The sequence below is a fragment of the Pseudoalteromonas sp. SD03 genome (assembly GCF_040937955.1).
GTDB lineage: Bacteria > Pseudomonadota > Gammaproteobacteria > Enterobacterales > Alteromonadaceae > Pseudoalteromonas > Pseudoalteromonas tetraodonis.
Genome location: NZ_CP162514.1, coordinates 1,458,589 through 1,482,702, shown reverse-complemented (window position 1 = coordinate 1,482,702; position 24,114 = coordinate 1,458,589). Strand labels below are relative to the sequence as shown.

Sequence of the window (24,114 nt, the reverse complement as noted above, 5' to 3'; positions counted from 1 at the left end):
GTAGCCATTAATCTAATATCTTAGTAAGCTTTTCAAAAAACACTTGTTGACTAAAATCTTGAGACCTTATATAGCTCAAGCATTTAAATTTATGAAGGTTTTCTTCCTTCAGCATATCAGTAATTGCTTTTGACATTGCTAAAGCATCACCAACAGGTGTAAGGAAACCATATTTTGCTTCAAATACATTTTCAAAATCTAAAGTAACTTGATCTGCCAGTATTTCACTTGGTCCCGACATACAGTTTGTTGCAACTATTGGCTTTGATAAAACCATTGCCTCAGCTAAAGCATTTGGGAAGCCTTCAGTGTTAGATGAGAGGACGAATAATGATGACTTACTGACTATAGAATACGGGTTCGATACATGACCATAAAAAATAACTTTGTCTTCTACATTATTTACTTTAGCAATATTTTTTAAATGATTAAGTTCAGGCCCATCACCAAGCAGCACTAGCTTGTGGGATGTAGCAACCTTCGAATAAGCCTCAATTAACATTGAAAAGTTTTTTACTTTTTGTAAACGCCCTACAGCAACTATGAACTTACTGGGTAGGGACTTAATAACTTCCTCATTAGAGGCATCAATTATCTCTTGATTTACATAAAAATTATATAAAACAGTTATTTTTTCACTATCGACTGAAAAATTGACTTCTAAGTCCTTTGCGACTCCTTTAGACACAGCTACTATTTTATCAGCCTTCGGGTACAAAGCTCTTATTAAAAATTTAAAAAGCTGGCCAGATATCGAGTTGTTGTAGTAAGTGCTTGTGTATGTTCTTTCACTGATGATAGTTTTAAAATTGAGTAGCTTGCCTGCAATTACATTACAGCAATTAGCACGAGCCAAAAAGCTCATAACTTGCTTTGGTTGATTTACTTTTAAATACTTTACTAATTTATATATACTCTTTATGAAACTGCCATTTGTATTTAAACAAACATGATTTACATTATCTGGGATCCTATATGCAAACTCTGCATGGTCTAGTGTAACTAAAGTTAGGCAGCCGTCATTAATAGTTGGATCTTGTAAGATTTTGCTTAATGCCCTTTCAGCTCCTCCCCCTCCGAAAGAGTTTATTACAAATACTGTGTTGCGACTCAAGTGCTATTCCTTTTCATAAGAAGATTTCAATTATAATTATTTTTAAATTGCTAACTAAATTGATTTAATATACCAAGGTATGGCCTTTGAAATTCCATCGTTTATATTATATTGGGGCTCATAACCTAAGGAGCTTTTTGCTTTGGTTATGTCGGCTTGAGAATGGCGTACATCACCAGCTCGGAAATCTCTATATATCAATTCACCTTTTACTAGAGTTGAATTTTCATTTAAAGATACTTTTATCGCATTATATAATTCATTCAGTGTAGTTCTGTCACCAACTGCCACATTATAAACTTCATCTTTTGCTTCTTCTGCTGCAGTTGCCGCCAAGATATTCATTTGTACAGTATTTTCAATAAAACAGAAATCGCGGCTGGTTTCACCATCACCGTTTATGAAAACATCCTCACCTTGAATCATGGATGCAGTCCATTTAGGTATAACTGCGGCATATGCACCATTTGGATCTTGGCGTTGGCCAAAAACATTGAAATAACGTAGGCCAATTGATTTAAAACCATATGTTTTTGCAAACACAGCAGCATAAAGTTCATTTACGTACTTAGTTACAGCATATGGCGATAACGGATTTCCTATATTTTCCTCTAATTTTGGTAATGCAGGGTGATCACCATAGGTTGAACTGCTTGCGGCATAAGTAAAACTTTTAACGTTTTGCTCTTTTGCGGCCTGCAACATATTTAGGAAACCTGTAATATTTGCTGAGTTGGTCATTATCGGATCAGCAATTGAGCGAGGTACAGAACCTAATGCAGCCTGATGCAAAATATAATCAGCGCCTTTTACTGCAGCTTCACAATCTGAATAATTGCGAATATCACCATTGTGAAAAGTAAAATTAGACCATTGTACCTCCGTTACTATATTTTTCACTTCATCTAAATTATGTTGATGACCTGTAGCGAAGTTATCTAAACCAATAACTTTTTGGTTTAACTTGAGTAATGTTTCTAATAAATTAGAGCCGATAAACCCTGCAACTCCTGTGACTAACCAAGTTTTAGGTGATGTAAGAAGTTCTGCTTTTACTATTTCAAATTGTGACATAGAGTAACGAATACCTTGATATTGAAGCGAACAGCTGTTCACTCTTTAAAGTTAAATGTGTAAAATTCTAAAGGCGCATATCAACATCGCTTTTATCAAGCAGATATTTTAAATCATATAAAACATGTTCTTGTTTACCGTATGCGCGAATTTTTTCTGCGCCAAGCTCTTTAAATTGATTATGCCCAACGGCCAAAATAATAGCGTCATAATGATTGTCTTGTACATTCTCAACCAAAGATAAGCCGTATTCATGGTGAGCCTCTTCGTTTGAACACCAAGGGTCTGTAATGTCAATATTAATATTGTATTCTTTTAATTCACTAACAATGTCTACAATTTTGGTATTACGCAAATCTGGACAATTTTCCTTAAATGTTAAGCCCATAATTAGCACATTTGCGCCTTCAACATGAATTCGCTTTTTTAGCATTTTTTTAATTAATTGTGATACTACATATTCACCCATACCATCATTTAATCGACGGCCGGCTAAAATCATTTCTGGATGATAACCTACGCTTTGTGCTTTGTGTGTTAAATAATACGGATCAACACCTATGCAGTGCCCACCAACTAAACCTGGACGAAATGGTAAGAAATTCCATTTTGTACCTGCAGCTTCTAATACTTCAAGGGTATCAATATCCAATTTATTAAAAATAATCGACAGTTCATTGATCAAAGCAATATTTACATCACGTTGAGTGTTCTCGATTACTTTAGCTGCTTCAGCGACTTTGATAGATGAAGCTTTATGCGTCCCCGCTGTAATAATTGACTTATAAAGTTGATCAACTTGTTCCGCAATTTCAGGTGTAGAGCCACTTGTCACCTTTAAAATATTAGTAACGCGATGCTCTTTATCACCTGGATTAATTCTCTCCGGTGAGTAACCAGCAAAAAAGTCAACATTAAACTTTAAGCCAGATACTTCTTCTACTTCAGGAATACAAACCTCTTCAGTTGCACCCGGGTATACTGTTGACTCATAAACTAAAATATCCCCTTTTTTAACAACAGAACCTAGCATCTGACTTGCTTTAACTAAAGGTGTTAAGTCTGGTTGGTTGTGCTCATCTATAGGGGTAGGAACTGTAATTATATAAACATTACAACTTTCTAAATCAGATGGAGAAAATGAGTAACTCATAAATGGTGAAGCTTTGAGTTCTTCATCGCTCACTTCCAAAGTAGAGTCATGGCCTGCTAATAACTGCTCAACACGACCTTGATTTATATCAAACCCTAATGTTGGATACTTTTTCCCAAATTCAACAGCTAAAGGAAGGCCGACATAACCTAAGCCAATAACCCCTATTTTTTTATTTGAAAAATTCATTAAATAATTCCCTGTTTATTAATAACCTAAATGCAATAAAATACAAAGCTCACCAAAAGTAAGTCAACTTCAGCCAAACCAAAATATTAAGCTGACTTTTATTTTAATTAGCAAAATTTATTAATTGTGATTTTCCATCATTTTTAATTGAGTTTAAATTCATATGAAAAGACCCATTTTAAAAATGATTTCTTGTATAAATAAGCTCTTTACGGTTAATTTTAGCTTTAGCGATACTTTAGTATTCAGTTTTTTACTAACCGGTTTTGCATAACTTTATGCATTTGCCATTAATTGCTTAACGCGCTTTGTAAATTCTTCACCCATTAGGCTTGATTGCATTGCGTATTCTACGTTTGCAAGCATGTAACCTAATTTTGAGCCGCAGTCGTGTGACTTACCTTTTAAATGGTACGCTTCAATTGTTTCAAGATGACGTAACTGCAGTAATGCATCTGTTAATTGTATTTCGCCGCCAGCCCCAGGAGGCGTAAACTCGAGTAAATCCCAAATAGCGGGCGATACAACATAGCGCCCTGTTATTGCTAAATTGCTTGGTGCTTCGTCATTATTTGGTTTTTCAACCATGTTGGTAATGGCTCCATTTTCACCAGGCTGGATTTTTTTACCTGCTAAATCAACCACACCATAGTTGTGCACTTCCTCATGAGGGACTGGTTCAACCATAATTTGATTATGTTGAGTGCCTTCAAATTGGGCGATCATTTGCGCTAGGTTATCAACCTTAAGATTTGACTTATATTGATCGATAATTACATCGGGCAATAAAATAGCAAAAGGGTTATTGCCAATGATTGGACGAGTTTCAAGTATTGCGTGGCCTAAGCCTAACGGCGCCGATTGACGAACCGATATAATGCTTACATCTCTTGGGATTATTGAACGAACTTCTTCTAGCAGACTACGTTTTACACGCGCCTCTAGAGTGGCTTCTAGCTCAAAACTGGTATCAAAATGATTTTCTATTGCGTTTTTAGAAGCATGAGTAACCAGTACAATTTCTTTAATACCGGCTTTTACGGCTTCGTTTACAACGTATTGAATGAGAGGTTTGTCGACTAGTGGAAGCATTTCCTTTGGTGTTGCTTTGGTAGCGGGTAACATACGGGTACCCAAGCCTGCAACAGGCAAGACTGCTTTTAATACTTTCACTTCAATTCCTTTTATAGTTACTTTTGGTTATAACGTAGCTATTTATACAATACCGCTGCGAGTAGCGAGTTTTAAATACTACTAACCAGATGGGCGGGTATTATACACAACACAAATAATCGCTCAATATAAAAAGCAGCCTTTTTGATTGTTTTAGGTTAATTTTTTGTTAACGGGTTATTTTTGCTTTTTTTGTAATCTATCAATTTACTTTCAATGGGAATATAATGGCTTTGTTAACATTTTAGGGATGGGCTTTGTGCGCGTTGGAATTTGCATCATTATATTAGTGTCTTTTTTTGCTTGTGCACAAGACATGCTTTTGCATCTGCGAAATAGCGATATAATAAGCCGTGCCAAACAGTTTTACGGTGATGCTGGCCACCAACGAATAAAAACGTGGCTGAGTTTTATAGATGACTCCGCCGATAAGAGCGAATGGCAAAAAATTCATTTAGTTAATGATTTTTTTAATAAGCATATAAAGTACAAAACCGATGACGAACTTTGGCAAAAAAAAGATTACTGGGCCACCCCTCTAGAAAGCCTAGGTGTTGGCATGGGTGACTGTGAAGATTATGTTATTGCTAAATATTTTACTTTAATCGCTTTAGGTATCCCCGAAGATAAAATACGCTTTATGTATGTTCGCCAGCGTACGGTTAATCAACCACACATGGTGCTTATATACTTTGAACAACCAAACCAAATACCGTTGGTGCTTGATAACTTTAATACAAAATTAGTGCCTGCAAGCAATCGGGGCGATTTAAAACCTATATACAGTTTTAATGGCCAAGGTTTATGGTTAGCCAAATCGAAAGGGTTAGGTAATAAGGTTAAAAATAGTCGTGGCGTTTCTGCTTGGAACACTATGCTTGAACGAATTGAACAAGGTGAGCTTGCCCCCGCCGCCGGTAACAATAAAGGAACTAGTAGTTATGTCTCGAATATTTAAATATGGATTGAGTTTAAAAACTCAAGTATATGGCTTGATCATATTAATTTCGGTTATTTCATTTTGTGTACGCGTTATAACCGATGTGGATACAACCCGTAATTATTTACAAACGCAAATGGCCAGCCATGCGCAAGACACCGCTACCAGTTTAGGGCTTTCTATATCACCTTATTTAGAAGACGACAGCCTAATGATTGCCGAAACGATGGCAACCGCTATTTTTGACTCTGGTTATTACAGCCAAATTAAATTTACCGATGTGCAAAATAATATAGTGTTTGAGTTACAAAACCCTAAACGCGTTGAATCTGTTCCTGGTTGGTTTATTAATGCTGTTGAACTGAGTGCGCCCACTATGCACTCTGAAATAAACAATGGTTGGATGATGGCAGGTACACTCGATGTAACTAGCCATACTGGGCAATCTTACCTTACGTTGTGGCAACACACACTCCGCAGCTTATATAGCTCATTTTTGCTATTAGCAGCATCGCTGGCTATTGCATTTTTAATTTTACGCGCAGTATTTAAGCCGTTAAAAGCAGTAGAAGATCAAGCCACTTTAGTGACTCGAAAACGCTTTACCTTAAATAAAGAAATACCAGTAGCACGGGAGCTTCGCACAGTAACCCAAGCCATAAATAACATGGTTATAAACTTACAAAGTACGTTTGATTCGCTGACCAAACAAACACAAGCGCTTACTGAAGAAGTATACATAGATTCGTTAACGGGGTTGGGTAACCGTAAGTCGTTTGAAAACCACTTTAATTCTGTTGTAAATAATATTACTGACGATACGCCAATTACTGCGATGATGCTTACCCTACCCTCGTTAAATAATATTAACCAAGTGGTAAGCTACCAAGATGGTGATCAGCATGTGCTTGATGCTGCTAAAATACTTAAGCATGTTGCCGATGAGCTACCAAATTCAACTATATTTAGGCTTAATGGGGGTACGTTTGTATTACTGGCCCCATATGACGTTTTATTTTTAAATAAAGCCCGCTTAGACCTCATTGATAATTTAAGTCAAAAAGAAAACAGCTTACATATAAACGGTTACGCTAATTTAGCGATTGTTGGTGTTGAGCAAGGAGCGAGTTTAGGTGAAGTGTTATCGCTACTTGATACTGGTTGCACTATAGGTGAAGACACTACGTTTGATAAAAACGATAAAGAGTCATTATTTAGTGTTAACCAATGGCGTACCTTAATTAAGTCGATTATAAATGCTGGCGAAGTGAGTTTTTCGGTGCAACCTGTTAAACAAGCTAATAAAACTGATTCTCAGTGTTACTTTGAGGTATTTGCACACTTTATTCATGAAGGCGAAAAGGTAAATAATGGTCACTTATTTGCGATGGCTGAAAAGTTAAATTTAACCGAAGAACTCGATAAAAAAATTATACGTAGCTTTGTAGATGTAAAAGAGCACTACCCTAATGATGTGTTTGCGTTGAATATTAGTAAAGCATCCTTGTATTCAGCCGACTTTATACAATGGCTTACCCTTTACTCGCACACTAAACCGGTAATTAAAACAAACTTAGTGTTTGAACTACATGAAATTGGTTTACTTTATAACGTGCATGTTGCGTCTTTACATATAGATGCAATTAAAGAGCTGGGTATTAATGTGTGTATTGAGCACTTTGGTACTAGCTTAACGTCGTTTAGGTATTTACAAGGTCTTGATATTGAGTACGTTAAAATTGATGGTAGTTACATTCAAGATTTGGTAACTAACCCGCAAAGTCAATTTTATATTCAAACAGTTAATAATATTTGTCATGGCTTTGGTATTAAAGTTTTAGCCTGTTTAATTGAAAAAACCGAGACTTTAGAAATACTTGAATACCTAGGATGTGATGGGGTACAAGGTAATTTAATATTACCACCATCAAAAATTATTAAATCTAATGAAAATGGCGTAAATAAAGAGTTTACTTTTTGCACCGATGCGCTAAAATTTTGCAATTAGTACTCAACCAAGGGACGAGAAATGAAAAAATTAATTTTAGCTGGCTTAGTAGCTAGTGCGTCTGCTCTAACTGCTTTGCCAACCTATGCACAAACGGATAATAATGCTGTGGTTCAAGAAGTGAGCATAAATAGCATTATTGATATTCTTAATAACGTAACAGCAGATACTACGCCAGAGCAATTACGCGAAGATTTAGTAGAAGCGATTAAACGTATTTGTAAAAATAAAGAAAAAATCAAGCTAGACGAAAAACTGCTTAATGGCGCTTGTGGCGCTGCTGATATAGATGCAATGGTTGCTGCTGTTGTGGCACGTTTTGGTGCAGACAATCCATTAATTTCTGACTTTTTAGCTGCTCTTTCGGATGCTGGTTTAGATACTGATGCAATTACCCTAGCAGCAATTACCGCAGGTGTTGATGCAACAACCGCTTCTGAAGCAACTGCTGCAGGTCCTGGTGCAGGTCAGCCTGCTCCGCCAGTAGGCAGCTTACCAACATTACCAACACCTCCAGGTTCTGGTGGTACAGGCGGTGATAACGGTATATCTGAAGTCGGTAACTAGTTTTTACTATTAGTATATTCAAACGCAGCCAATTGGCTGCGTTTTTACTTTGTTTGAGTTTATTTTGAATCGTTTTATATTTTTTCTTATTTGTCTGATCCTTTTTTTGCTTCCCCTTCCTTTAGGTAGTTACAGGCCTTGGGCAATTTTAGCTATTGGTATTTTAACTAGCTTTACCTTTATTACTCACTTGGCAAACAGTGTTTTAAATAACCAGCAAGCACTCTTACCTCCTCGATATACTTGGCCGTTATTTACTGCCTTAGGCATTGTTGCTTTTGTGTGCGCGGTTCAGTTATTTGGCGTAAGTGTTGATGCTTTTCAAACCAAACAAATGTTATTAAAAACCAGTTTTTTAATAATGTTGAGCTGGTTAATATTTAATTACTGTAATAATGTAAATCGTATTAAAAAATTAATTTACGCCGTCATTTGCGCCGGTGTTTTTCAGGCTTTGTATGCTAGTTACTTAAACTTATCGCCCGATATTGTTAGCCCTTTATTTGGCTACAAACACACCGACAGAGCTATTGGTACTTTTACCTATTCTAACTTTTTAGCTAACTATTTAGCGCTGTGTTTATGCTTAGGCATTGGTGTTTTAATTAGCGAACTAAAACGCACTAACAACGGCTACAAGCCTACTTTAAAACAAACCTTACGTGCTTGGGCTGAGATTATATTAAGCTCTAAAATAATTTTGCGTATATCGCTAATTATTATAATTGTGGCACTTATTTTAACCCGTAGTCGCATGGGTAATTCGGCTTTTTTTATCGCCTTAATTATAGTGAGCTTACTGGCGCTGTTTGTTTATAAGCAAAAGCCTAAAGCATTTAAATTGCTGATTGTCAGCTTTTTCATTATCGATTTAATCATCATTGGTGCCATTTTCGATGTAGAAAAGGTAAAACAACGTATTAGCGAAACCAGTTTACAATCGGAAACTCGCGATGAAGTTGTACGCGACTCAATCCCGCTGATTTTAGATAACCCGTTATTAGGCTCGGGCGGCGGTACTTTTTATACTGCGTTTCCCGCGTATCAGTCTGAGCCCTACTCTGGTTATTACGACAATGCGCACAACGATTATGTGCAATTTGCAGTTGAGCTGGGTATTCCTACTACGGCGCTATTGGGGCTGTTAGTGGTTTATTGTTTATGGTTATGTATTAATACTATGCGAACGCGCAAAACGGCCCTTTATCAGGGTGTGGCGTTTGGTTGTGCTACAGCTATTGTAGCAATGATGCTGCATTCGTCGGTTGATTATTCGCTGCAAGCAGGGGCTAATTCGATGTTATTTATCGTGGTGTTATGTTTAGCTTTATTAACCAATAAGTTACCAGCACCAAAGCGGATTAAAAAACGGCGAAGTGAAAGTTAACGGGCTGCGGGGAGCGGGTTACGAGCCTAATCCCGAAACCCGCAACTCGAAGCCCGTCGCCCGTTGCCCGTCGCTCGTCGCTCGTCGCTCACGACATTAAAAAATGCCGCGACATGAAGTCGCTGCTACAAATCGGCAATAATATCGACCTGATACCTAGCACCTAAAACCTATCGCCTGTTCCAATTTACTGCTCTTCTAAATCAAATTCGGTGGTGTGGCCGTCGCCGTGTATGAGCTGGTAACGGACTAAATTACCGCCTTTAAGGGAAACCAAACTAATAGCCGAATCACTTACTAGGTACTTTTGCCCTTTGCCTTTAGTTTGGTGTTTGTCGACTTCCATGTGCCAGCGTTTGGTAAAAAAGTTAAGCGGACTTTTAGGGCCATATAAAATGGAGTCGAGCTTATCAAGCACATTTATTAGCTTACGCGGGAACTCGTTTTTAATGCCACTAGCTGTGAGCTGCCAAATTCTGTTGGGGTGATCGCCAAAACGCTTTTGCACTGAAAAACAAAACGAATAATGCACGTCGCCTGATAAAATCAGCGTTTCATTTGGGGTGTCGGTGCGTCTAAATGTGTCGAGCAATTTTTTAGCTGAGCCTTCGTGCGCCATCCAGTTTTCTACATCAACCATAAGCGGTTGCCCACACATGTTAAACACCGCTTGAATTGCCTCTATTGATTTGACTCCAAACACCGGTGCGGGCGATACAATAATGACTTGGTCATGGCTGAGTAGGCTTTCTTCAAGCTCAGTGAGACGCTCCCAATCTAACAAGCCTGAGGGTTCATTAAAGTTCTGCTCGTTACGCCAGCGGTGTGTTCGGGTATCAAGCACCACCACTTTAGGAATAGTTGTTAGCTCATAATGCCAATGGTTAAAATCGTTTAGATGTTTATCAAATGCTTTGAATTGCCATTGCTTATCCCCAGCTAGACTTGTTGTAAATGGAGTAAGTAGCGCACCGGTTTTTTGCAGTGCGTCGTTCCCCATTCCCTGAAACAGCCAATAGCTTGCTAAGCCATTATTTACAATACGCTTGCTACTGGGGTTTTGATTAATGGCTTGCTCCCACCCGGCGGTGAGGTTCCAATCATCAGTGACATCGTGATCGTCAAACATCATTAAGGTAGACACATTGGCACATAATCGCTCTACCTCAGCTAAGCCTTTAGCGTAATCAATGAGTGTGGCTTTTTCTGTGCTAAACAATGCTTGGCTTTTTTCGTTACCGCCTGAGTAATTTAGCTTTGATAAGTCAACATATTGCCACGCGGTACTACTAAAATTAAGTAAATACAGTGCCACAAATTCTTCAAAATGAATAAGGTGGTTATACGCTTTTACGCTAGAAAAATGCGGCTCGTCTTTTTTTAACCAGTAACCTATGCCTAATTTAGAGCGCTTTTTCCATGAGGTGGTAGGGAGTAAATGATGACGGCCATAAAGCTGTTGGCTAATATCGTCGGGTAAATCCAGCGCAAGCGCTTGCTCTTTGTAAATGCCTAATTGCTCAATGAGTTGATGGATAGCTAATAACATAGGCCCTGCTACATCGTCAGCATATACCTGATCGCCCGAGAGCAATAGCAACTGCGCCCCTTGTTGATTATGACTGCGTTGAGTAGCTTGCCACTGACTTGAACTAACTAGGCTGTCTTTTGCGGGATGATGTGCATTACGACACGAGCCATGTAATATTTGCGTCAATCTTTTGGGGATCACAAACGCAGGTAACGCACCATCATTAAAACTAAACGCTGATAAATCAACGGGGCTGTCATCAAAAAATAACTGATATTGTAATAATATGTCGCGCGGGAACTGACTGTTTATGGGTTTAATAACTATAAACTGTAAAAATAAATGTTCACCCAGTCTAACGCTGTTTTGTTCGCTATAGCATTCGTAGCCCATTAGCTCTATACGGCCGTTTACCTGCTTTGAGGTAGCAAACTGAATACAAACTGTGGTTTTTTCTGCTCGGCGCACCATAGGCCCCATAAGTAACAGCGGGTGTTGCACCGAGAGAGTCGTCATGAGGTTAGCCTTTAGCTGCTAATTTAAACAAAGAATAAAAATTATCGGTGGTGGCCTTTGCCAACTCGTTAAAGCTAATGCCTTTTAGTTCACTAATATAATAAGCAACGTCTTCCACATACGCTGGCTGATTAGTTTTACCACGGTACGGTACTGGGGCTAAATACGGCGAGTCGGTTTCAATAAGGAGTCGATCAAGTGGGATTTGTTTTACCACTTCTTTAAGCTCTATCGCGTTTTTAAAGGTTACAATACCTGAAATAGAAATATAAAAACCCATATCAATGGCTTTTTTAGCCATATCCCAATCTTCGGTAAAGCAATGTAATACCCCACCGCAGTTTTCTGCTTTGTGTTCACGCATTAAATTAATGGTGTCGGCACGTGCGTCGCGGGTATGAATAATAAGTGGCTTTTGTAATTCGTTGGCTACTTCAATATGGCCAACAAAGCTTGCTTGCTGCACTGCGTGAGTGTCTTTTGCGTAATAGTAGTCAAGCCCGGTTTCGCCAATAGCCACTACTTTGTGGTGCGAGGCTAAATCAATTAGTTGCTGTTTGTTGAGCGCGTCTTTTTGATCAAGCGGATGTACACCACATGACGCTGATACGTCGTCGTAATGATTAATTTGCTCTAGCATGTTAGGGAACTGATCAAGTGTGACGCTCACACATAAAAAGTGTTCTACTTTTTTGGCACGGGCGTTATCAAGTACTTGGTCTAGGTTTAAATCGAGTTTATCAAAATCAAGACGGTCTAAATGGCAATGAGAATCTACAATCAAAATAAGGCCTGTTTTTACTACATGGTATAAGTTGGATTGCCGGAGTTTAACATAGTCCCCAGCAGTTTTTCGATCTTCGCGTTTAGGTTTGTTTTATCATCTAAAAAGCTAATGCCGATCCCCGGAGGGTTTGAGCTTTGTGCACCTTGCGGAGTGATCCACGTAACTTTGCCGGTGACCACATCGTCTTCTAAGGCATCAGGTAAGGTTACTCGTAAAGCGAGTGAATACCCAGGCTCATAACGCATATTGGTGCGTACAAATAGCCCCCCTTTTTTTAAAAAAGGCATGTAGCAGCGATATAGTTCGTCAAGGTCATCTATATCAACTAATAGCTCTTGCATATCTAATCCTTTTTATTGGTTGCGTAATGTATACGCTAGTCGTGATACCGCAAGCGGTAAGTTTAGCCCAAGAATTTGTATGTTATTTTGTAAAAAATCATTCAAGGCTTGCTGTGCAACTTGGTAGGCTTCAAAACTCATGCCGTTTAAAAGCTGCTGTTTTAGCTGCTCACTTAAAAATAAGGTAAAAATACGAACAAGCTCAGGCTGTTTATTTATTATATCGACTAACGCATTGAAATTATGGCTTTGTTTAAACTCAGTTGCAAATTTATAGAGTGTATCAATGCTTTCTAGCTGATTTTGCTGTTGCCACTGCTTTACTTGCAGGGGTTGACTGTAAAACAATGATAACCATGGGTAGTTAGGCACATCTAAAGAACTTAGCCACTGCTGTGCTAGCTGGCTATTGGTTACTTTGACCTCAGTTTTAGCACAGCGGCTTAAAATAGTCGCTGGTAATTGTGCCACTTGGCTGGTTGTGAGAATTAAAAACCGGCTGTTACTTGGCTCTTCTAAGGTTTTTAATAATGCATTTGCTGCCGCCGTGGTCATTTTTTCGCAGTTTTCAATAATCGCCACTTTGTTGCCATTTTGCGCCGCCGACTGGTGCATAAAATCGCTTATGCCGCGTATGTCGTCTACACCTATGCTTTGCCCTTCTACTTGGGTAACGCGTTTATCTGGGTGCGTCCCAGCTAGATTTAACGAGCAGCTTTTACACTGCCCACACGGCGTTAACACGCTATTAGGTGCACTCAACTGCGATTGTGTATTGTGACATAACAAACTGTTAGCTAATTGATCGCTTAGCTCAAACTTGCCTACCCCAATAGGCCCGCAAAATAGCTGCGCGTGATGAAAGCGCTGTGCTTTATAGCTTTGAGCTAAACGTTGTTCTACATCGTTAAGCCATGGCAATGCCATATTATTTTAACCCTGAAAAAAATGTGCGCAGTACATTGGTAATATCACGGTGTACTTTATCAATACTTTGGTTAGCATCAACGGTTTTAATGCTTTCATCATCGTTTGCCAGTTCTATGTAACGCATACGGGTGCGCTGAAAAAACTCAATGGCTTCTTGTTCAATTCTATCGAGTTCACCACGCCCTTTTGCCCGTTCAAGACCAATAACAGGGTCAATATCAAGGTAAATGGTTAAATCGGGTTTTAATCCTTTTAACACCATAGAGGATAACGACGCTAACGTGTTTGCACTAATTCCGCGTCCACCGCCTTGATACGCCTGTGACGATAAATCGTGACGATCAGCCAATACCCATTGCCCTTGCTCAAGTGCAGGGTTTATTACATTGTGCATTAGCTGTGAGCGAGCTGCGTACATAATAAGTAGCTCAGTTTCAAAGGCAATTTCTTCTTGATGCTCTGCTTTTACTAAAGTACGTAAGGATTCAGCTAGTGGTGTACCACCGGGTTCACGCACATTAATAAAATCAATATGATGATGGTTTAAAAAGTTTTGGCACAAGGCAATAGCGGTTGATTTACCTGCGCCCTCTAGGCCTTCTATAACTATAAATTTTGGTTTCATAAACACTAATTCTTTTTATTTAAAATATACCGGTTAACCGCCGCATTATGTTGCTTTAATGTGGTTGAAAACTGATGGCTGCCATCGCCTTTTGCTACAAAGTAAACATACTCGCTTTTAGGCGGGTTTACCGCGGCTAAAATCGCTTCTTTGGATGGCATGGCAATGGGTGTGGGCGGTAATCCGTTAATACGATAAGTATTATACGGTGTGTAATTTCTCAAGTCTTTACGTTTAATATCACCGTCAAAATCTTCGCCTAGCCCATATATTACGGTTGGATCGGTTTGTAAGCGCATATTGGTATTTAATCTATTTATAAATGCCGATGCAATTAACGGACGCTCGCTGGCAAGCGCGGTTTCTTTTTCGATAATAGAGGCCATGATCAGTGCTTCATAGGCGGTATCGTAAGGTAAATCGCTTGCCCGTTGCTGCCAAGCATCAGCCAACGTTTGCTGCATTTTTTGCGCTGCTCGTTTTAATAAACTGCTGGCAGTATCATTGCTATGATAATGATAGGTATCGGGGAATAACCACCCTTCTAGATGGGTTTGCTTACCTATTATTTGCTCGCCAAGTTGCTCAAGTTTTAAATCGTTTTGTAAGTGTGTAGAAGTACTCAGGGTATTTAAAACATCCCTAAGTGCTTGGCCTTCAATAATGGTAAAGCTGAAACTAATTTGCTGACCTTGATTTATTTTTTTGATGTTATTAAGCACGCTATCTGCGCTTAGCTCGTACAAGCCTGCTTTTAAATCGGTCAAGGTTGGGTCGAGCTTCGCTAATATTTGAAAACGCCAACAGTCTTCTACCCACTGTTGCTGCTGCCATTGACGGCACAACTTATTAAAGCCGGTGCCTTTTTTAACTTCAAATTGGGTGTTATCGGCTATCTGTAATGGCGTTTGAATGGTTGCCTGTAATTGCTGATAGCCAATCACTGAGCTAAAAAAAGCCAGCAATAATACTGATACTATAACTTTTAACACTAAGCCTCCTTGGCTACTGTTAGTAATGACTTACTGTGAGCAATATCAAAACAGTGCTCGCCTATGCTTTTTACCGGCACAATTTTCATTAAACTATTACATACAAATACCGCGTCTGCTTGGGTAAGCTCATCAACGCTGATAGTTTTAAATTCAATTGCTAATTTATCACATAAAGATTGCAGAAAAACACCTTTAATGCCGCACTCATCAAGCCTGGGGCTAATTACTTTATTATTTTTTATTGCAAAAATATTAGCCGCTGAGGTTTCAATTACATTGTTGTTGTAGTCAAGTACAAGTGCATCATCACTTTGCTCGGCTTGTAGGGCATTTTTAATCAATACTTGCTCAAGCCTATTTAAGGTTTTAAGCCCTGCTAAGTGCGGTTGTAAAGCCAGTTTAATTGGGCTAATAGCTAAACTAATTCCTGTCTCGTGTAAGCTGTGATAATGCGCTGGATAAGGTAAAACACTCACAATAATGTTTAAATTACATTCGTTTGGTGGCGCATAGCCTCGCCCGCCCTCGCCACGTGTTACCACTATTTTAAGAACCGCTTGAACCTGTGATGCTATTTGCTGAGTAATGTGCGACTCAAGTGCTTTAAACTCAAGCGCTGGAAACCCTAAACGCTGCGCACATTCAATTAAGCGCGCTTTATGATAAGCCCAATGCTCAACCTGTCCATGAGTAATAATTGCGGTTGTAAAAAAACCATCGCCATAGTTTAAGCCCCTATCGCGGGTACTTATGGTACTGGTTTCACTTGCTGTTATTATTGTTTGCATATTTTTTTACACATAAAAAAACCCAGTTAAACAACTGGGTTCTTATTGTCGTTCGTTGTTAAAAAAGATTATACCTTTTTAAACAGTAACGAGCCATTAGTACCACCAAAACCAAATGAGTTACATAAAGCGTAATCAAGTTTGGCGTCTCGCGCTGTGTGCGGAACGTAATCTAAATCACACCCTTCATCTGGGTTGTCTAGGTTAATCGTGGGTGTTACTTTTTGCTCGGTCAACGATAAGATAGACACTATCGACTCAACAGAGCCCGCTGCACCTAGTAAATGACCCATCATCGATTTAGATGAGCTTACCATCACATCTTTCGCTGAATCACCAAAAATGGTTTTAACCGCTGAGGTTTCGGCTTTGTCACCCGCGTGAGTAGACGTACCGTGTGCGTTAATGTAGCCAACTTGCTCTGCATTTACTTGCGCATCGTTTAATGCGTTTTCCATAGCCAGTGCTGCACCTGCGCCGTCTTCTGGTGGCGAGGTCATGTGGTAGGCATCGCCACTCATGCCAAAGCCAACAAGCTCTGCATAAATTTTAGCACCACGAGCTTTAGCGTGTTCGTATTCTTCAACAACCACAACACCAGCGCCATCAGAAAGCACAAAGCCATCACGGTCTTTATCCCACGGACGAGACGCTGCTTGTGGGTCGTCGTTACGCGTTGAAAGCGCACGTGCGGCATTAAAGCCACCCATACCAATTGGCGTACACGCTTTTTCTGCGCCACCGGCAACCATTGCATCCGCATCGCCGTAGGCAATCATACGTGCTGCATGGCCAATGTTATGCAGGCCTGTGGTACATGCGGTTACAATTGAAATATTAGGACCACGCAAGCCATGCATTATTGATAAATGACCCGAGATCATATTAATAATGGTAGACGGTACATAAAACGGCGATAACTTTCGTGGACCGCTGTTTAGTAATTTAATGTGGTTTTCTTCGATTAGGGTTAAGCCACCAATGCCTGAACCTACCGCTACACCAATACGGGTTGCGTTTTGCTCAGTGACTTCGAGGCCTGAATCTTGAAAAGCTTGAACACCCGCTGCAATGCCATACTGGATAAATAAATCCATTTTTTTAGCATCTTTTGGCGACATATAAGCCGATGCATCAAAATCATTGATTAAACCAGCGAAGTGAGTACCAAATTTTGATGTATCAAAGTGGGTAATATTTTGAATACCACTTTTACCATCTAATAAGCCTTGCCAGGTTGATTGCACATCATTGCCTAGCGGCGTCAACATTCCTAAGCCAGTTACGACGACACGACGTTTAGCCACGGTTTGCCTCCAATAAGGAATTATTATTATACCAATTAACTTAGCTCAGTTTATTTCAGCGTTAACGCTGTTGCTAGTTATGTTATTAGTATTGGGGATGATCATACCCAAGCTACCTCAAAGTGCGAGTCTCAAACCAATAACCAACGCTGAGCAATAACAACTTAATTGCTGATGATAGGTGAGAGTTTGGAATTGAATCATGTACTTTGAGGTGGTTTGGATATAAAGATTAAAGGCAGCGGATGCTGCCCTTAATTTGCGATTAATTACTCAGCGTGAGCTGTAACGTAATCGATTGCAGATTGTACTGTAGTGATCTTTTCAGCTTCTTCATCTGGGATCTCAGTGTCGAACTCTTCTTCAAGAGCCATTACTAATTCAACAGTATCAAGAGAGTCTGCACCTAGGTCATCAACGAATGAAGCTTCGTTTTTAACTTCTTCTTCTTTAACACCTAGCTGTTCGATGATAATTTTCTTTACGCGTTCTTGGATATCGCTCATTCTTCTTTCCTTTATTAAAAACGCCAATGCGTTATTTTCAGATTGCGGCGTAGTTTACGTCCGATAATTCTCTGATTCAATCTTTTGACCATAAATAATTTGCTGGTCAAACCTCTTGAGTGTTTATTTTATCTTTTATCGCTTATTTTCACAGCGATTTCAAGTATGTTTAAAGCAAGTTTGCGAAAAATTCAATATTTTTTAGCAAACTCATTGGTAATTTGTGGTTTAACTATTTCGCATTGCGAAGCTAAACCATGTACATCGCACCATTTACATGCAAAGTTTCACCTGATACGTACGCAGCGGCGTCAGATGCTAAATAACACACAGCTGCTGCAATCTCATCTGGCTGGCCTAAACGACCCGCAGGTACGTTTGCAAGCGTTGCTGCTTTTTGCTCATCTGTCAAATCATCCGTCATGTCTGTTTGGATGAATCCCGGTGCAACCACGTTAACAGTAATACCACGAGAAGCAACTTCACGCGCTAATGATTTAGAAAAACCGATAACACCCGCTTTAGCTGCCGCGTAGTTCGCTTGGCCAGCGTTACCCATAGTGCCCACTACTGAGCCAATATTGATAATACGGCCGTTCTTTTTCTTCATCATTGGGCGAAGTACCGCTTTAGATAAACGGAAAATAGAGCTTAAGTTGGTGTCGATAATATCGTCCCACTCATTTTCTTTCATGCGCATTAATAAATTATCGCGCGTAATACCGGCGTTATTTACTAAAACATCAATATCACCTAAATCGGCTTTAATTGCCGCTAATGTTGCCTCAATTGACGCAGGATCGGTGACGTTAAGCGCATAACCCTTACCGTTATCACCTAAGTATTCGCTAATTTTAGCCGCACCTGACTCGCTTGTCGCGGTGCCCGCTACCTTTGCGCCTTGTGCCACTAAGGTGTTTGCAATCGCTTTACCAATACCACGGCTAGCGCCGGTGATCAGGACAACTTTGCCCTCTAAAGAAAATAAATTACTCATATTATATACTCTTATTTAGCTGTATCGATTGATGCAAGGTCGTTAACTGAGCCACACACCATCGCTTTATCAATGCGTTTTGCAAGTCCTGTTAATACTTTACCAGGGCCAAATTCATAACTTTGCGTTACGCCTTGTGCAACTAATGCTTGCACTGTTTCAGTCCAACGAACTGGGCTGTATAACTGACGTACTAATGCGTCTTTAATTGCATCGGCTGAACCTTCAGCTTTTACATCAACATTATTAATTACATCACACTTAGGTGAATTAAATATTAAAGCCGCTAAATCGGCGGCTAATTTTTCAGCCGCAGGTTTCATAAGTTCACAATGCGACGGTACGCTGACCGATAATGGTAGCGCACGTTTTGCGCCGGCTTCTTTACAAGCTACTGATGCTCTATCTACTGCATCTTTATGACCGGCAATAACCACTTGGCCTGGCGAGTTGTAATTAACCGGTGAAACAACCTCACCTTGTGCAGACGCTTCACATGCCGCTTTAATTTCGTCATCACCTAAACCAATAATAGCGGCCATAGAACCCACACCCGCAGGGACGGCTTCTTGCATGTATAAACCACGGTTTTCAACCAGTTTTACGGCTTCACTTAGGCTGATCACATCGCTACATACTAGTGCTGAGTATTCGCCTAGGCTGTGACCTGCCATGACAACGTCTGCATCTGGATTTGCTGCTAACCAATGACGGTAAATAGCAACGCTTGCTGTTAATAAAGCAGGTTGAGTACGGTGAGTTTGATTTAGTTTTTCTTCTGGACCGTTAAGAACGAGATCTGCTAGGTCGTATCCTAGTGCGGTTGATGCTTCTGCAAATGTGGCTTTTACTATGTCTGAGCTTTCAAGTAGCTCGTTTAACATACCCACAGTTTGCGAGCCTTGACCTGGAAAAAGAAGTGCAATTTTTTGTGCCATAGTTTGCTCTTTTAATTAAACAAAATAAATAATGTATAACACGGCACATCAATTTACTGATTGGCCACCGTGTCTTTAGAATGTGTTTTTTCGAAGATAGCAGCAATTTTATCCGGAAGTTGACGTTCTACTTCTTTCACTGCTTCGTCGATTGCGGCATGAAATGCTTTAGCTGAGGCATTTCCATGGCTTTTAACAACAATACCGCGCAATCCTACCAGAGAAGCGCCGTTATACTGGTCGGGGTTCACTCTTTTATAGAGTTTTTTTATGATTGGCGCCAACATAAACGCCATGCACTTATAAACAACGTGTTTTTCGAGAGCGCGAGTGAATTTTTTCATGATAAGTTTGGCAATGCCTTCGCAGGTTTTAAGTGCTACGTTACCGACAAACCCTTCACAGACGATAACATCGGCTTTGCCAGAAAAAATATCGCTACCTTCACTGTAGCCAATATAATTAATCAGCTCGCTTTGCTGCATTAACTGCGCGGCTTGCTTAATTTCGTCGTGACCTTTGATGTCTTCGGCGCCAATATTTAATAAACTGACTTTTGGGTTATCACACCCGAGTGCTTGTCCTGCCACTACCGAACCCATAATGCCAAATTGATACAGCATTTGCGCATCACAGTGCACATTGGCACCTAAATCGAGTAAGTAAACAGGATTTTTTCGTTCAGTGGGTACAGCCGATATGAGTGCGGGACGTTTCACTCCTGGAAGCATTTTTAATACGTAATGCGCCATAAAAAATAGCGCCCCTGTATTGCCAGAGCTAACACAGGCTTGCGCTTCACCCGATTTAACTAAATCAAGGGCAACACGCATTGAGGAATCTTTTTTTGAGCGTATAGCAACAGCGGGTTCGCAAGCATTGGTGACAACGTCATTACAATGGCGAATTATTAATCTGGGATGAGAAAGTGAATCGAGTGATTCTAATTGTTTAGCTATTACTTGCTCGTTGCCACATAAAATGAGTTTTAAGTTGGCATTAGCATTTACCGCGGAAACGGCTGCGGGGATAGATGAACGGGGGCCATAATCGCCCCCCATCATATCTAACGCTATGGTTAGATTGGTCAGCATATAAGCAATCTCTTAGTTAGAAATTACTTGAACGCCTTTGTAGTAACCATCTGCAGTCACATGGTGACGACGATGAGTCTCACCAGATGTTTGGTCTACAGTTAAAGTTGGACCACTGATCGCATCGTGTGAACGGCGCATGCCGCGTCTTGCACGAGACTTTTTGCTTTTTTGTACAGCCATAGTCTTCTCCTAAGAATCTTTCTTAAGTTGTTTCAAAATATCAAATGGATTTGGTTTATCATCTTCCGCCTTTAAAACACCAAAGCTGGCAGGCTCTGCTGTATAACTGCATGAAGCTTCGTTGTGGGTAGGCACTAATGGCACTGCTAAAATAAGCTCGTCTTCGATTAACTCAAACACGTCTATTTCACCATTTTCATCAAGTGCTACTTCGTCGTAGCTTTCTGGAAGATCATCTGACTCTGCATCCAAACCGACTGGCGAATACACAAAGTCTTGATCCAAATCCAACCCTAAATCACCATTACAACGTTGACAAGTGACAGTTACGTGTGTGGACAAATTGCCACTAATCACAACTAAACCTTGCTCATCGTTTTTGCAATGAATTTTTACCGCTATTTCACCTACTTCTTCCTGGATAACCCCTCGTAAACGAGGAAGTTTCTCAAGCGGTACAATGCCGTCATACTTTAAACGGTGTTGCGCTGCTTTGCCCGGATGAAGGGTGATGGGAATTTTCACCTTTTGCATAGGGGCTGCATCATATAGATAGTTAGTGGGTTAGTCAAAGTAAAAAACCAATTTTACGTTGTTTTTCACGTGTTTTACTCACGGATCTGATTTATCCTAACTCAATCTGATTTACGCTAGGAAAACATGCCATGAAGCACTCTCTTATATTAGCCTCAAGCTCGCCTTTTAGGCAGTCTTTATTACAAAAATTTAATCTGCCTTTTGAAGCGTTTTCGCCCGATATTGACGAAACGCCTCACAGCAACGAAACGCCTAACGATCTTGTTAAACGTTTAAGCGAACTAAAAGCCGCAGCTGCGGTCGAGCATTTTGGCCAAGGCTTAGCGATTGGCTCCGATCAGGTTGCTGTATTTAATGACCAAATATTAGGTAAACCACACAATAAAGAAAACGCCATAAAACAACTCAGCTTATTTAGTGGGCAAACGGTCACTTTTTTAACTGGCTTGTGTGTGTACGATATAGACACTAAGCAAAGCAAAACCCTTGTTGAGCCCTTTAATGTCACTTTTAAAACGTTAACAACGGCGCAAATAAGTGCTTATTGCGATGCAGAGCAACCTTATAATTGTGCAGGAAGTTTTAAAAGTGAAGGCTTGGGTATTTGTTTATTTGAAAAGCTCAGTGGTGATGACCCAAATAGTTTAATTGGTTTACCACTCATTAAACTCAGCCAATTATTGGCTGAGTTTGGCTTAGATGTATTAAGCGCACAAACTAACTAAGTAAAAGTTGTTGCAACTGCTGATAGTTGTCAGCGGTTGCAATAGGCGTAAACTCGTTTAATTGCGCAGCGTTGTGCACGCCCATGGTTACCCCTAGTCTATCCATACCTGCAGCTTTTGCCATTGCCATGTCGATTTGCGTGTCGCCTATCATCAATGCTTCGTCGGCGCTTATAGCCAGCTCTTCAAGTAGTTGATAGAGCATATCAGGAGCTGGCTTTGATTTGGCGTCGTCGCTGGTACGCGTAGCACTAAAAAAATGACGCAGCTGGCTCTCATCCAATAGACGCTCCAACCCTACCCGACTTTTACCTGTGGCAACCGCCAATATTACGCCTTGATTTTTTAACTCAGTGAGCACCTGTTCAACGTGCTCAAACACCGGTGTTGGGGTGGTATCAAGCGCATACTGCTGTTTATAACCTGCAATAAGCGCTTCGTGATGCTCACTGTAATCAGGAAACAAGCTCGCTATTGCGTTTTCAAGCGACAAGCCAATAATATTTTTACTGGCAGTATCGCTCGGCGGTTCAATATTGAGTAACTGTGCACTTTTGCGGATACAATTAACTATTTTGCTAATTGAATCCATAATGGTGCCGTCCCAATCAAAAATCACCAGCTTGTAGTTTTTCATGGGGGGTGAGATCACGCTTTTGCTGCTCTAAGTTTAACTAAACAACTTGATAGTGCTTTGTCTAGTGGTGCTTCTACTCGCATGGTGGTTTCGTTTTTAGGGTGGTAAAAACTTAAATCATGGGCGTGTAAAAATAAGCGGTTTAAACCACGTTTACGCATTGACTCGTCAAACCCTTGATCGCCATATTTGTCATCACAGGCAATAGCATGACCTTGACACTGAGTATGCACACGAATTTGGTGAGTACGACCGGTTACAGGGGATGCTTGTACTAATGAGCAATCGTTAAAACGCTCAAGCACTTTAAAGCGGGTATGCGACGGTTTGCCCTCGGTATTATCAACACGTACTACGCGTTCACCCGATTTTAGGGTGTTTTTGCGCAAGCCCTCAGTCACATTTTTTGTTTTAGAGTCCCATTGACCCTCAACAAGTGCCCAATAATTTTTTTCCATGGTTTTTTCGCGTAATTGCTCATGCAAGGCAGTCAGCACAGAGCGGCGCTTAGCAATGAGTAAACAACCTGATGTATCACGGTCTAAACGATGCACAAGCTCAAGGCTGCGCTCTTCTGGGCGTAAAACACGTAATGCTTCAATAAGGCCATAGCTTAGGCCACTGCCGCCATGCACAGCCATACCCGATGGCTTGTTAATAACCATCAGGTATTTGTCTTCAAATAGAATATCGTCTTCAAGGCGAGTTACTTTATCGAGTTTTGAAGGGACAAACTCTTCACGCTCTGACACTCTGATTGGTGGTATACGAATAACGTCGTCTAGCTGCAATTTATACACAGGTTTAATGCGTTTTTTGTTTACACGCACCTCACCTTTACGAAGAATTTTGTAAACTGCGCTTTTAGGCACCCCTTTTAAATGGGTAATAAGAAAGTTATCAATACGCTGACCTAGGTGGTCTTCGTTGATAGTGACAAAAGTTACTTGTAAGCCGGTTTTTTCTGACATTGCCTAATCACTGATTTAAGTAAAATAATTTAGTTGCTAACACAGTTATAATAGTGGGATAATCAGCAGCGCAAATATTTAGTATTTGCAAATAACAACGG

25 protein-coding genes are annotated in these 24,114 nt (G+C 40.1%); 5 read left to right on the top strand and 20 right to left on the bottom strand.

The window, feature by feature from the left end; all coding sequences use genetic code 11:
* Positions 1-7: 7 nt before the first annotated feature.
* The 4 genes from ABZP26_RS06925 to galU form a co-directional block, all read right to left on the bottom strand.
* Positions 8-1,114: a glycosyltransferase gene (locus tag ABZP26_RS06925; protein WP_016899846.1), complete on the bottom strand. Its 1,107-nt coding sequence runs from the start codon at positions 1,112-1,114 to the stop codon at positions 8-10.
* Positions 1,115-1,168: 54 nt separating this feature from the next.
* Entirely contained in the window at positions 1,169-2,188 is a 1,020-nt protein-coding gene (locus tag ABZP26_RS06920) for an NAD-dependent epimerase/dehydratase family protein (RefSeq protein ID WP_016899845.1), read from the bottom strand.
* Positions 2,189-2,255: 67 nt separating this feature from the next.
* Positions 2,256-3,530 carry a Vi polysaccharide biosynthesis UDP-N-acetylglucosamine C-6 dehydrogenase TviB gene (gene tviB / locus ABZP26_RS06915; protein WP_290208082.1) on the bottom strand — a complete coding sequence of 425 codons (1,275 nt, stop codon included), beginning with the start codon at positions 3,528-3,530 and terminating at the stop codon, positions 2,256-2,258.
* A gap of 276 nt (positions 3,531-3,806) precedes the next feature.
* The gene (gene galU, locus ABZP26_RS06910) at positions 3,807-4,703 is read right to left on the bottom strand and encodes a UTP--glucose-1-phosphate uridylyltransferase GalU (protein ID WP_016899844.1); all 897 of its coding nucleotides are present in this window, start codon (positions 4,701-4,703) and stop codon (positions 3,807-3,809) included.
* Between the two features lie 259 nt (positions 4,704-4,962).
* Between galU and ABZP26_RS06905 the strand changes: the two genes are divergently transcribed.
* The 4 genes from ABZP26_RS06905 (at position 4,963) to ABZP26_RS06890 (ending at position 9,605) form a co-directional block, all read left to right on the top strand.
* Positions 4,963-5,661 carry a transglutaminase-like cysteine peptidase gene (locus ABZP26_RS06905; protein ID WP_029609966.1) on the top strand — a complete coding sequence of 233 codons (699 nt, stop codon included), beginning with the start codon at positions 4,963-4,965 and terminating at the stop codon, positions 5,659-5,661.
* On the top strand, positions 5,645-7,651 hold the full coding sequence (locus ABZP26_RS06900; RefSeq protein ID WP_016899842.1) for an EAL domain-containing protein: 2,007 nt from the start codon (positions 5,645-5,647) through the stop codon (positions 7,649-7,651). Before ABZP26_RS06905 ends, ABZP26_RS06900 begins: the two co-directional genes overlap by 17 nt.
* 21 nt (positions 7,652-7,672) lie before the next feature.
* Positions 7,673-8,218 (top strand): hypothetical protein, encoded by a 546-nt coding sequence (locus ABZP26_RS06895; protein ID WP_013464705.1) that lies wholly within the window; start codon positions 7,673-7,675, stop codon positions 8,216-8,218.
* Between the two features lie 64 nt (positions 8,219-8,282).
* Positions 8,283-9,605, top strand: coding sequence for an O-antigen ligase family protein (locus tag ABZP26_RS06890; RefSeq protein WP_368485528.1), 1,323 nt, complete (start codon positions 8,283-8,285; stop codon positions 9,603-9,605).
* Between the two features lie 187 nt (positions 9,606-9,792).
* Here the strand turns inward: ABZP26_RS06890 and ABZP26_RS06885 are convergent, their stop codons facing one another.
* The 14 genes from ABZP26_RS06885 to yceD form a co-directional block, all read right to left on the bottom strand.
* Positions 9,793-11,652, bottom strand: a complete 1,860-nt coding sequence (locus ABZP26_RS06885) for an alkaline phosphatase D family protein (RefSeq protein WP_368485527.1) — start codon at positions 11,650-11,652, stop codon at positions 9,793-9,795.
* A 4-nt stretch (positions 11,653-11,656) separates the two neighbouring features.
* Positions 11,657-12,436 carry a TatD family hydrolase gene (locus ABZP26_RS06880; protein WP_036956235.1) on the bottom strand — a complete coding sequence of 260 codons (780 nt, stop codon included), beginning with the start codon at positions 12,434-12,436 and terminating at the stop codon, positions 11,657-11,659.
* Positions 12,437-12,453: 17 nt separating this feature from the next.
* The gene (locus tag ABZP26_RS06875) at positions 12,454-12,780 is read right to left on the bottom strand and encodes a PilZ domain-containing protein (protein ID WP_008109887.1); all 327 of its coding nucleotides are present in this window, start codon (positions 12,778-12,780) and stop codon (positions 12,454-12,456) included.
* A 12-nt stretch (positions 12,781-12,792) separates the two neighbouring features.
* Complete coding sequence (locus tag ABZP26_RS06870; protein ID WP_013464701.1) at positions 12,793-13,707, bottom strand: DNA polymerase III subunit; 915 nt, start codon at positions 13,705-13,707, stop codon at positions 12,793-12,795.
* Position 13,708: 1 nt separating this feature from the next.
* Positions 13,709-14,335, bottom strand: coding sequence for a dTMP kinase (gene tmk, locus ABZP26_RS06865; RefSeq protein ID WP_368485526.1), 627 nt, complete (start codon positions 14,333-14,335; stop codon positions 13,709-13,711).
* Positions 14,336-14,340: 5 nt separating this feature from the next.
* The gene (gene mltG / locus ABZP26_RS06860) at positions 14,341-15,327 is read right to left on the bottom strand and encodes an endolytic transglycosylase MltG (protein WP_090492912.1); all 987 of its coding nucleotides are present in this window, start codon (positions 15,325-15,327) and stop codon (positions 14,341-14,343) included.
* Positions 15,327-16,118: an aminodeoxychorismate lyase gene (gene pabC / locus ABZP26_RS06855; protein ID WP_368485525.1), complete on the bottom strand. Its 792-nt coding sequence runs from the start codon at positions 16,116-16,118 to the stop codon at positions 15,327-15,329. The genes mltG and pabC overlap by 1 nt, the downstream gene beginning before the upstream one ends.
* A gap of 68 nt (positions 16,119-16,186) precedes the next feature.
* Positions 16,187-17,425, bottom strand: a complete 1,239-nt coding sequence (gene fabF / locus ABZP26_RS06850; protein WP_008109876.1) for a beta-ketoacyl-ACP synthase II — start codon at positions 17,423-17,425, stop codon at positions 16,187-16,189.
* Between the two features lie 269 nt (positions 17,426-17,694).
* The gene (gene acpP, locus ABZP26_RS06845; RefSeq protein WP_008109873.1) at positions 17,695-17,931 is read right to left on the bottom strand and encodes an acyl carrier protein; all 237 of its coding nucleotides are present in this window, start codon (positions 17,929-17,931) and stop codon (positions 17,695-17,697) included.
* 250 nt (positions 17,932-18,181) lie between these two features.
* Positions 18,182-18,928: a 3-oxoacyl-ACP reductase FabG gene (fabG, locus tag ABZP26_RS06840; protein WP_008109872.1), complete on the bottom strand. Its 747-nt coding sequence runs from the start codon at positions 18,926-18,928 to the stop codon at positions 18,182-18,184.
* Positions 18,929-18,939: 11 nt separating this feature from the next.
* The gene (fabD, locus tag ABZP26_RS06835; protein ID WP_033102705.1) at positions 18,940-19,866 is read right to left on the bottom strand and encodes an ACP S-malonyltransferase; all 927 of its coding nucleotides are present in this window, start codon (positions 19,864-19,866) and stop codon (positions 18,940-18,942) included.
* Positions 19,867-19,919: 53 nt separating this feature from the next.
* Positions 19,920-20,960, bottom strand: a complete 1,041-nt coding sequence (gene plsX, locus ABZP26_RS06830; RefSeq protein WP_013464695.1) for a phosphate acyltransferase PlsX — start codon at positions 20,958-20,960, stop codon at positions 19,920-19,922.
* Between the two features lie 12 nt (positions 20,961-20,972).
* A complete protein-coding gene (gene rpmF / locus ABZP26_RS06825; RefSeq protein WP_008109865.1) occupies positions 20,973-21,143 on the bottom strand; it encodes a 50S ribosomal protein L32 in 171 nt (56 codons plus the stop codon).
* A gap of 9 nt (positions 21,144-21,152) precedes the next feature.
* Positions 21,153-21,677: a 23S rRNA accumulation protein YceD gene (yceD, locus tag ABZP26_RS06820; RefSeq protein ID WP_013464694.1), complete on the bottom strand. Its 525-nt coding sequence runs from the start codon at positions 21,675-21,677 to the stop codon at positions 21,153-21,155.
* A gap of 131 nt (positions 21,678-21,808) precedes the next feature.
* Here yceD and ABZP26_RS06815 point away from each other — a divergent pair, with 131 nt between their 5' ends.
* A complete protein-coding gene (locus ABZP26_RS06815) occupies positions 21,809-22,405 on the top strand; it encodes a nucleoside triphosphate pyrophosphatase (protein WP_368485524.1) in 597 nt (198 codons plus the stop codon).
* Here ABZP26_RS06815 and ABZP26_RS06810 read toward each other — a convergent pair.
* Complete coding sequence (locus ABZP26_RS06810; RefSeq protein ID WP_096038368.1) at positions 22,398-23,042, bottom strand: HAD-IA family hydrolase; 645 nt, start codon at positions 23,040-23,042, stop codon at positions 22,398-22,400. The two genes, ABZP26_RS06815 and ABZP26_RS06810, sit on opposite strands and share 8 nt — an antisense overlap.
* Before the next feature lie 11 nt (positions 23,043-23,053).
* Positions 23,054-24,013 carry a 23S rRNA pseudouridine(955/2504/2580) synthase RluC gene (gene rluC / locus ABZP26_RS06805; RefSeq protein ID WP_036982979.1) on the bottom strand — a complete coding sequence of 320 codons (960 nt, stop codon included), beginning with the start codon at positions 24,011-24,013 and terminating at the stop codon, positions 23,054-23,056.
* Between the last annotated feature and the right edge of the window lie 101 nt (positions 24,014-24,114).

Excerpts from the sequence above, each read along its gene's own strand:
- ABZP26_RS06920 (WP_016899845.1), bottom strand. The coding sequence starts at position 2,188 with ATGTCACAATTTGAAATAGTAAAAGCAGAACTTCTTACATCACCTAAA.
- tviB (WP_290208082.1), bottom strand. The coding sequence starts at position 3,530 with ATGAATTTTTCAAATAAAAAAATAGGGGTTATTGGCTTAGGTTATGTC.
- ABZP26_RS06900 (WP_016899842.1), top strand. The coding sequence starts at position 5,645 with ATGTCTCGAATATTTAAATATGGATTGAGTTTAAAAACTCAAGTATAT.
- ABZP26_RS06895 (WP_013464705.1), top strand. The coding sequence starts at position 7,673 with ATGAAAAAATTAATTTTAGCTGGCTTAGTAGCTAGTGCGTCTGCTCTA.
- ABZP26_RS06885 (WP_368485527.1), bottom strand. The coding sequence starts at position 11,652 with ATGACGACTCTCTCGGTGCAACACCCGCTGTTACTTATGGGGCCTATG.
- ABZP26_RS06875 (WP_008109887.1), bottom strand. The coding sequence starts at position 12,780 with ATGCAAGAGCTATTAGTTGATATAGATGACCTTGACGAACTATATCGC.
- ABZP26_RS06870 (WP_013464701.1), bottom strand. The coding sequence starts at position 13,707 with ATGGCATTGCCATGGCTTAACGATGTAGAACAACGTTTAGCTCAAAGC.
- tmk (WP_368485526.1), bottom strand. The coding sequence starts at position 14,335 with ATGAAACCAAAATTTATAGTTATAGAAGGCCTAGAGGGCGCAGGTAAA.
- pabC (WP_368485525.1), bottom strand. The coding sequence starts at position 16,118 with ATGCAAACAATAATAACAGCAAGTGAAACCAGTACCATAAGTACCCGC.
- acpP (WP_008109873.1), bottom strand. The coding sequence starts at position 17,931 with ATGAGCGATATCCAAGAACGCGTAAAGAAAATTATCATCGAACAGCTA.
- fabG (WP_008109872.1), bottom strand. The coding sequence starts at position 18,928 with ATGAGTAATTTATTTTCTTTAGAGGGCAAAGTTGTCCTGATCACCGGC.
- fabD (WP_033102705.1), bottom strand. The coding sequence starts at position 19,866 with ATGGCACAAAAAATTGCACTTCTTTTTCCAGGTCAAGGCTCGCAAACT.
- plsX (WP_013464695.1), bottom strand. The coding sequence starts at position 20,960 with ATGCTGACCAATCTAACCATAGCGTTAGATATGATGGGGGGCGATTAT.
- rpmF (WP_008109865.1), bottom strand. The coding sequence starts at position 21,143 with ATGGCTGTACAAAAAAGCAAAAAGTCTCGTGCAAGACGCGGCATGCGC.
- yceD (WP_013464694.1), bottom strand. The coding sequence starts at position 21,677 with ATGCAAAAGGTGAAAATTCCCATCACCCTTCATCCGGGCAAAGCAGCG.
- ABZP26_RS06815 (WP_368485524.1), top strand. The coding sequence starts at position 21,809 with ATGAAGCACTCTCTTATATTAGCCTCAAGCTCGCCTTTTAGGCAGTCT.
- ABZP26_RS06810 (WP_096038368.1), bottom strand. The coding sequence starts at position 23,042 with ATGAAAAACTACAAGCTGGTGATTTTTGATTGGGACGGCACCATTATG.
- rluC (WP_036982979.1), bottom strand. The coding sequence starts at position 24,013 with ATGTCAGAAAAAACCGGCTTACAAGTAACTTTTGTCACTATCAACGAA.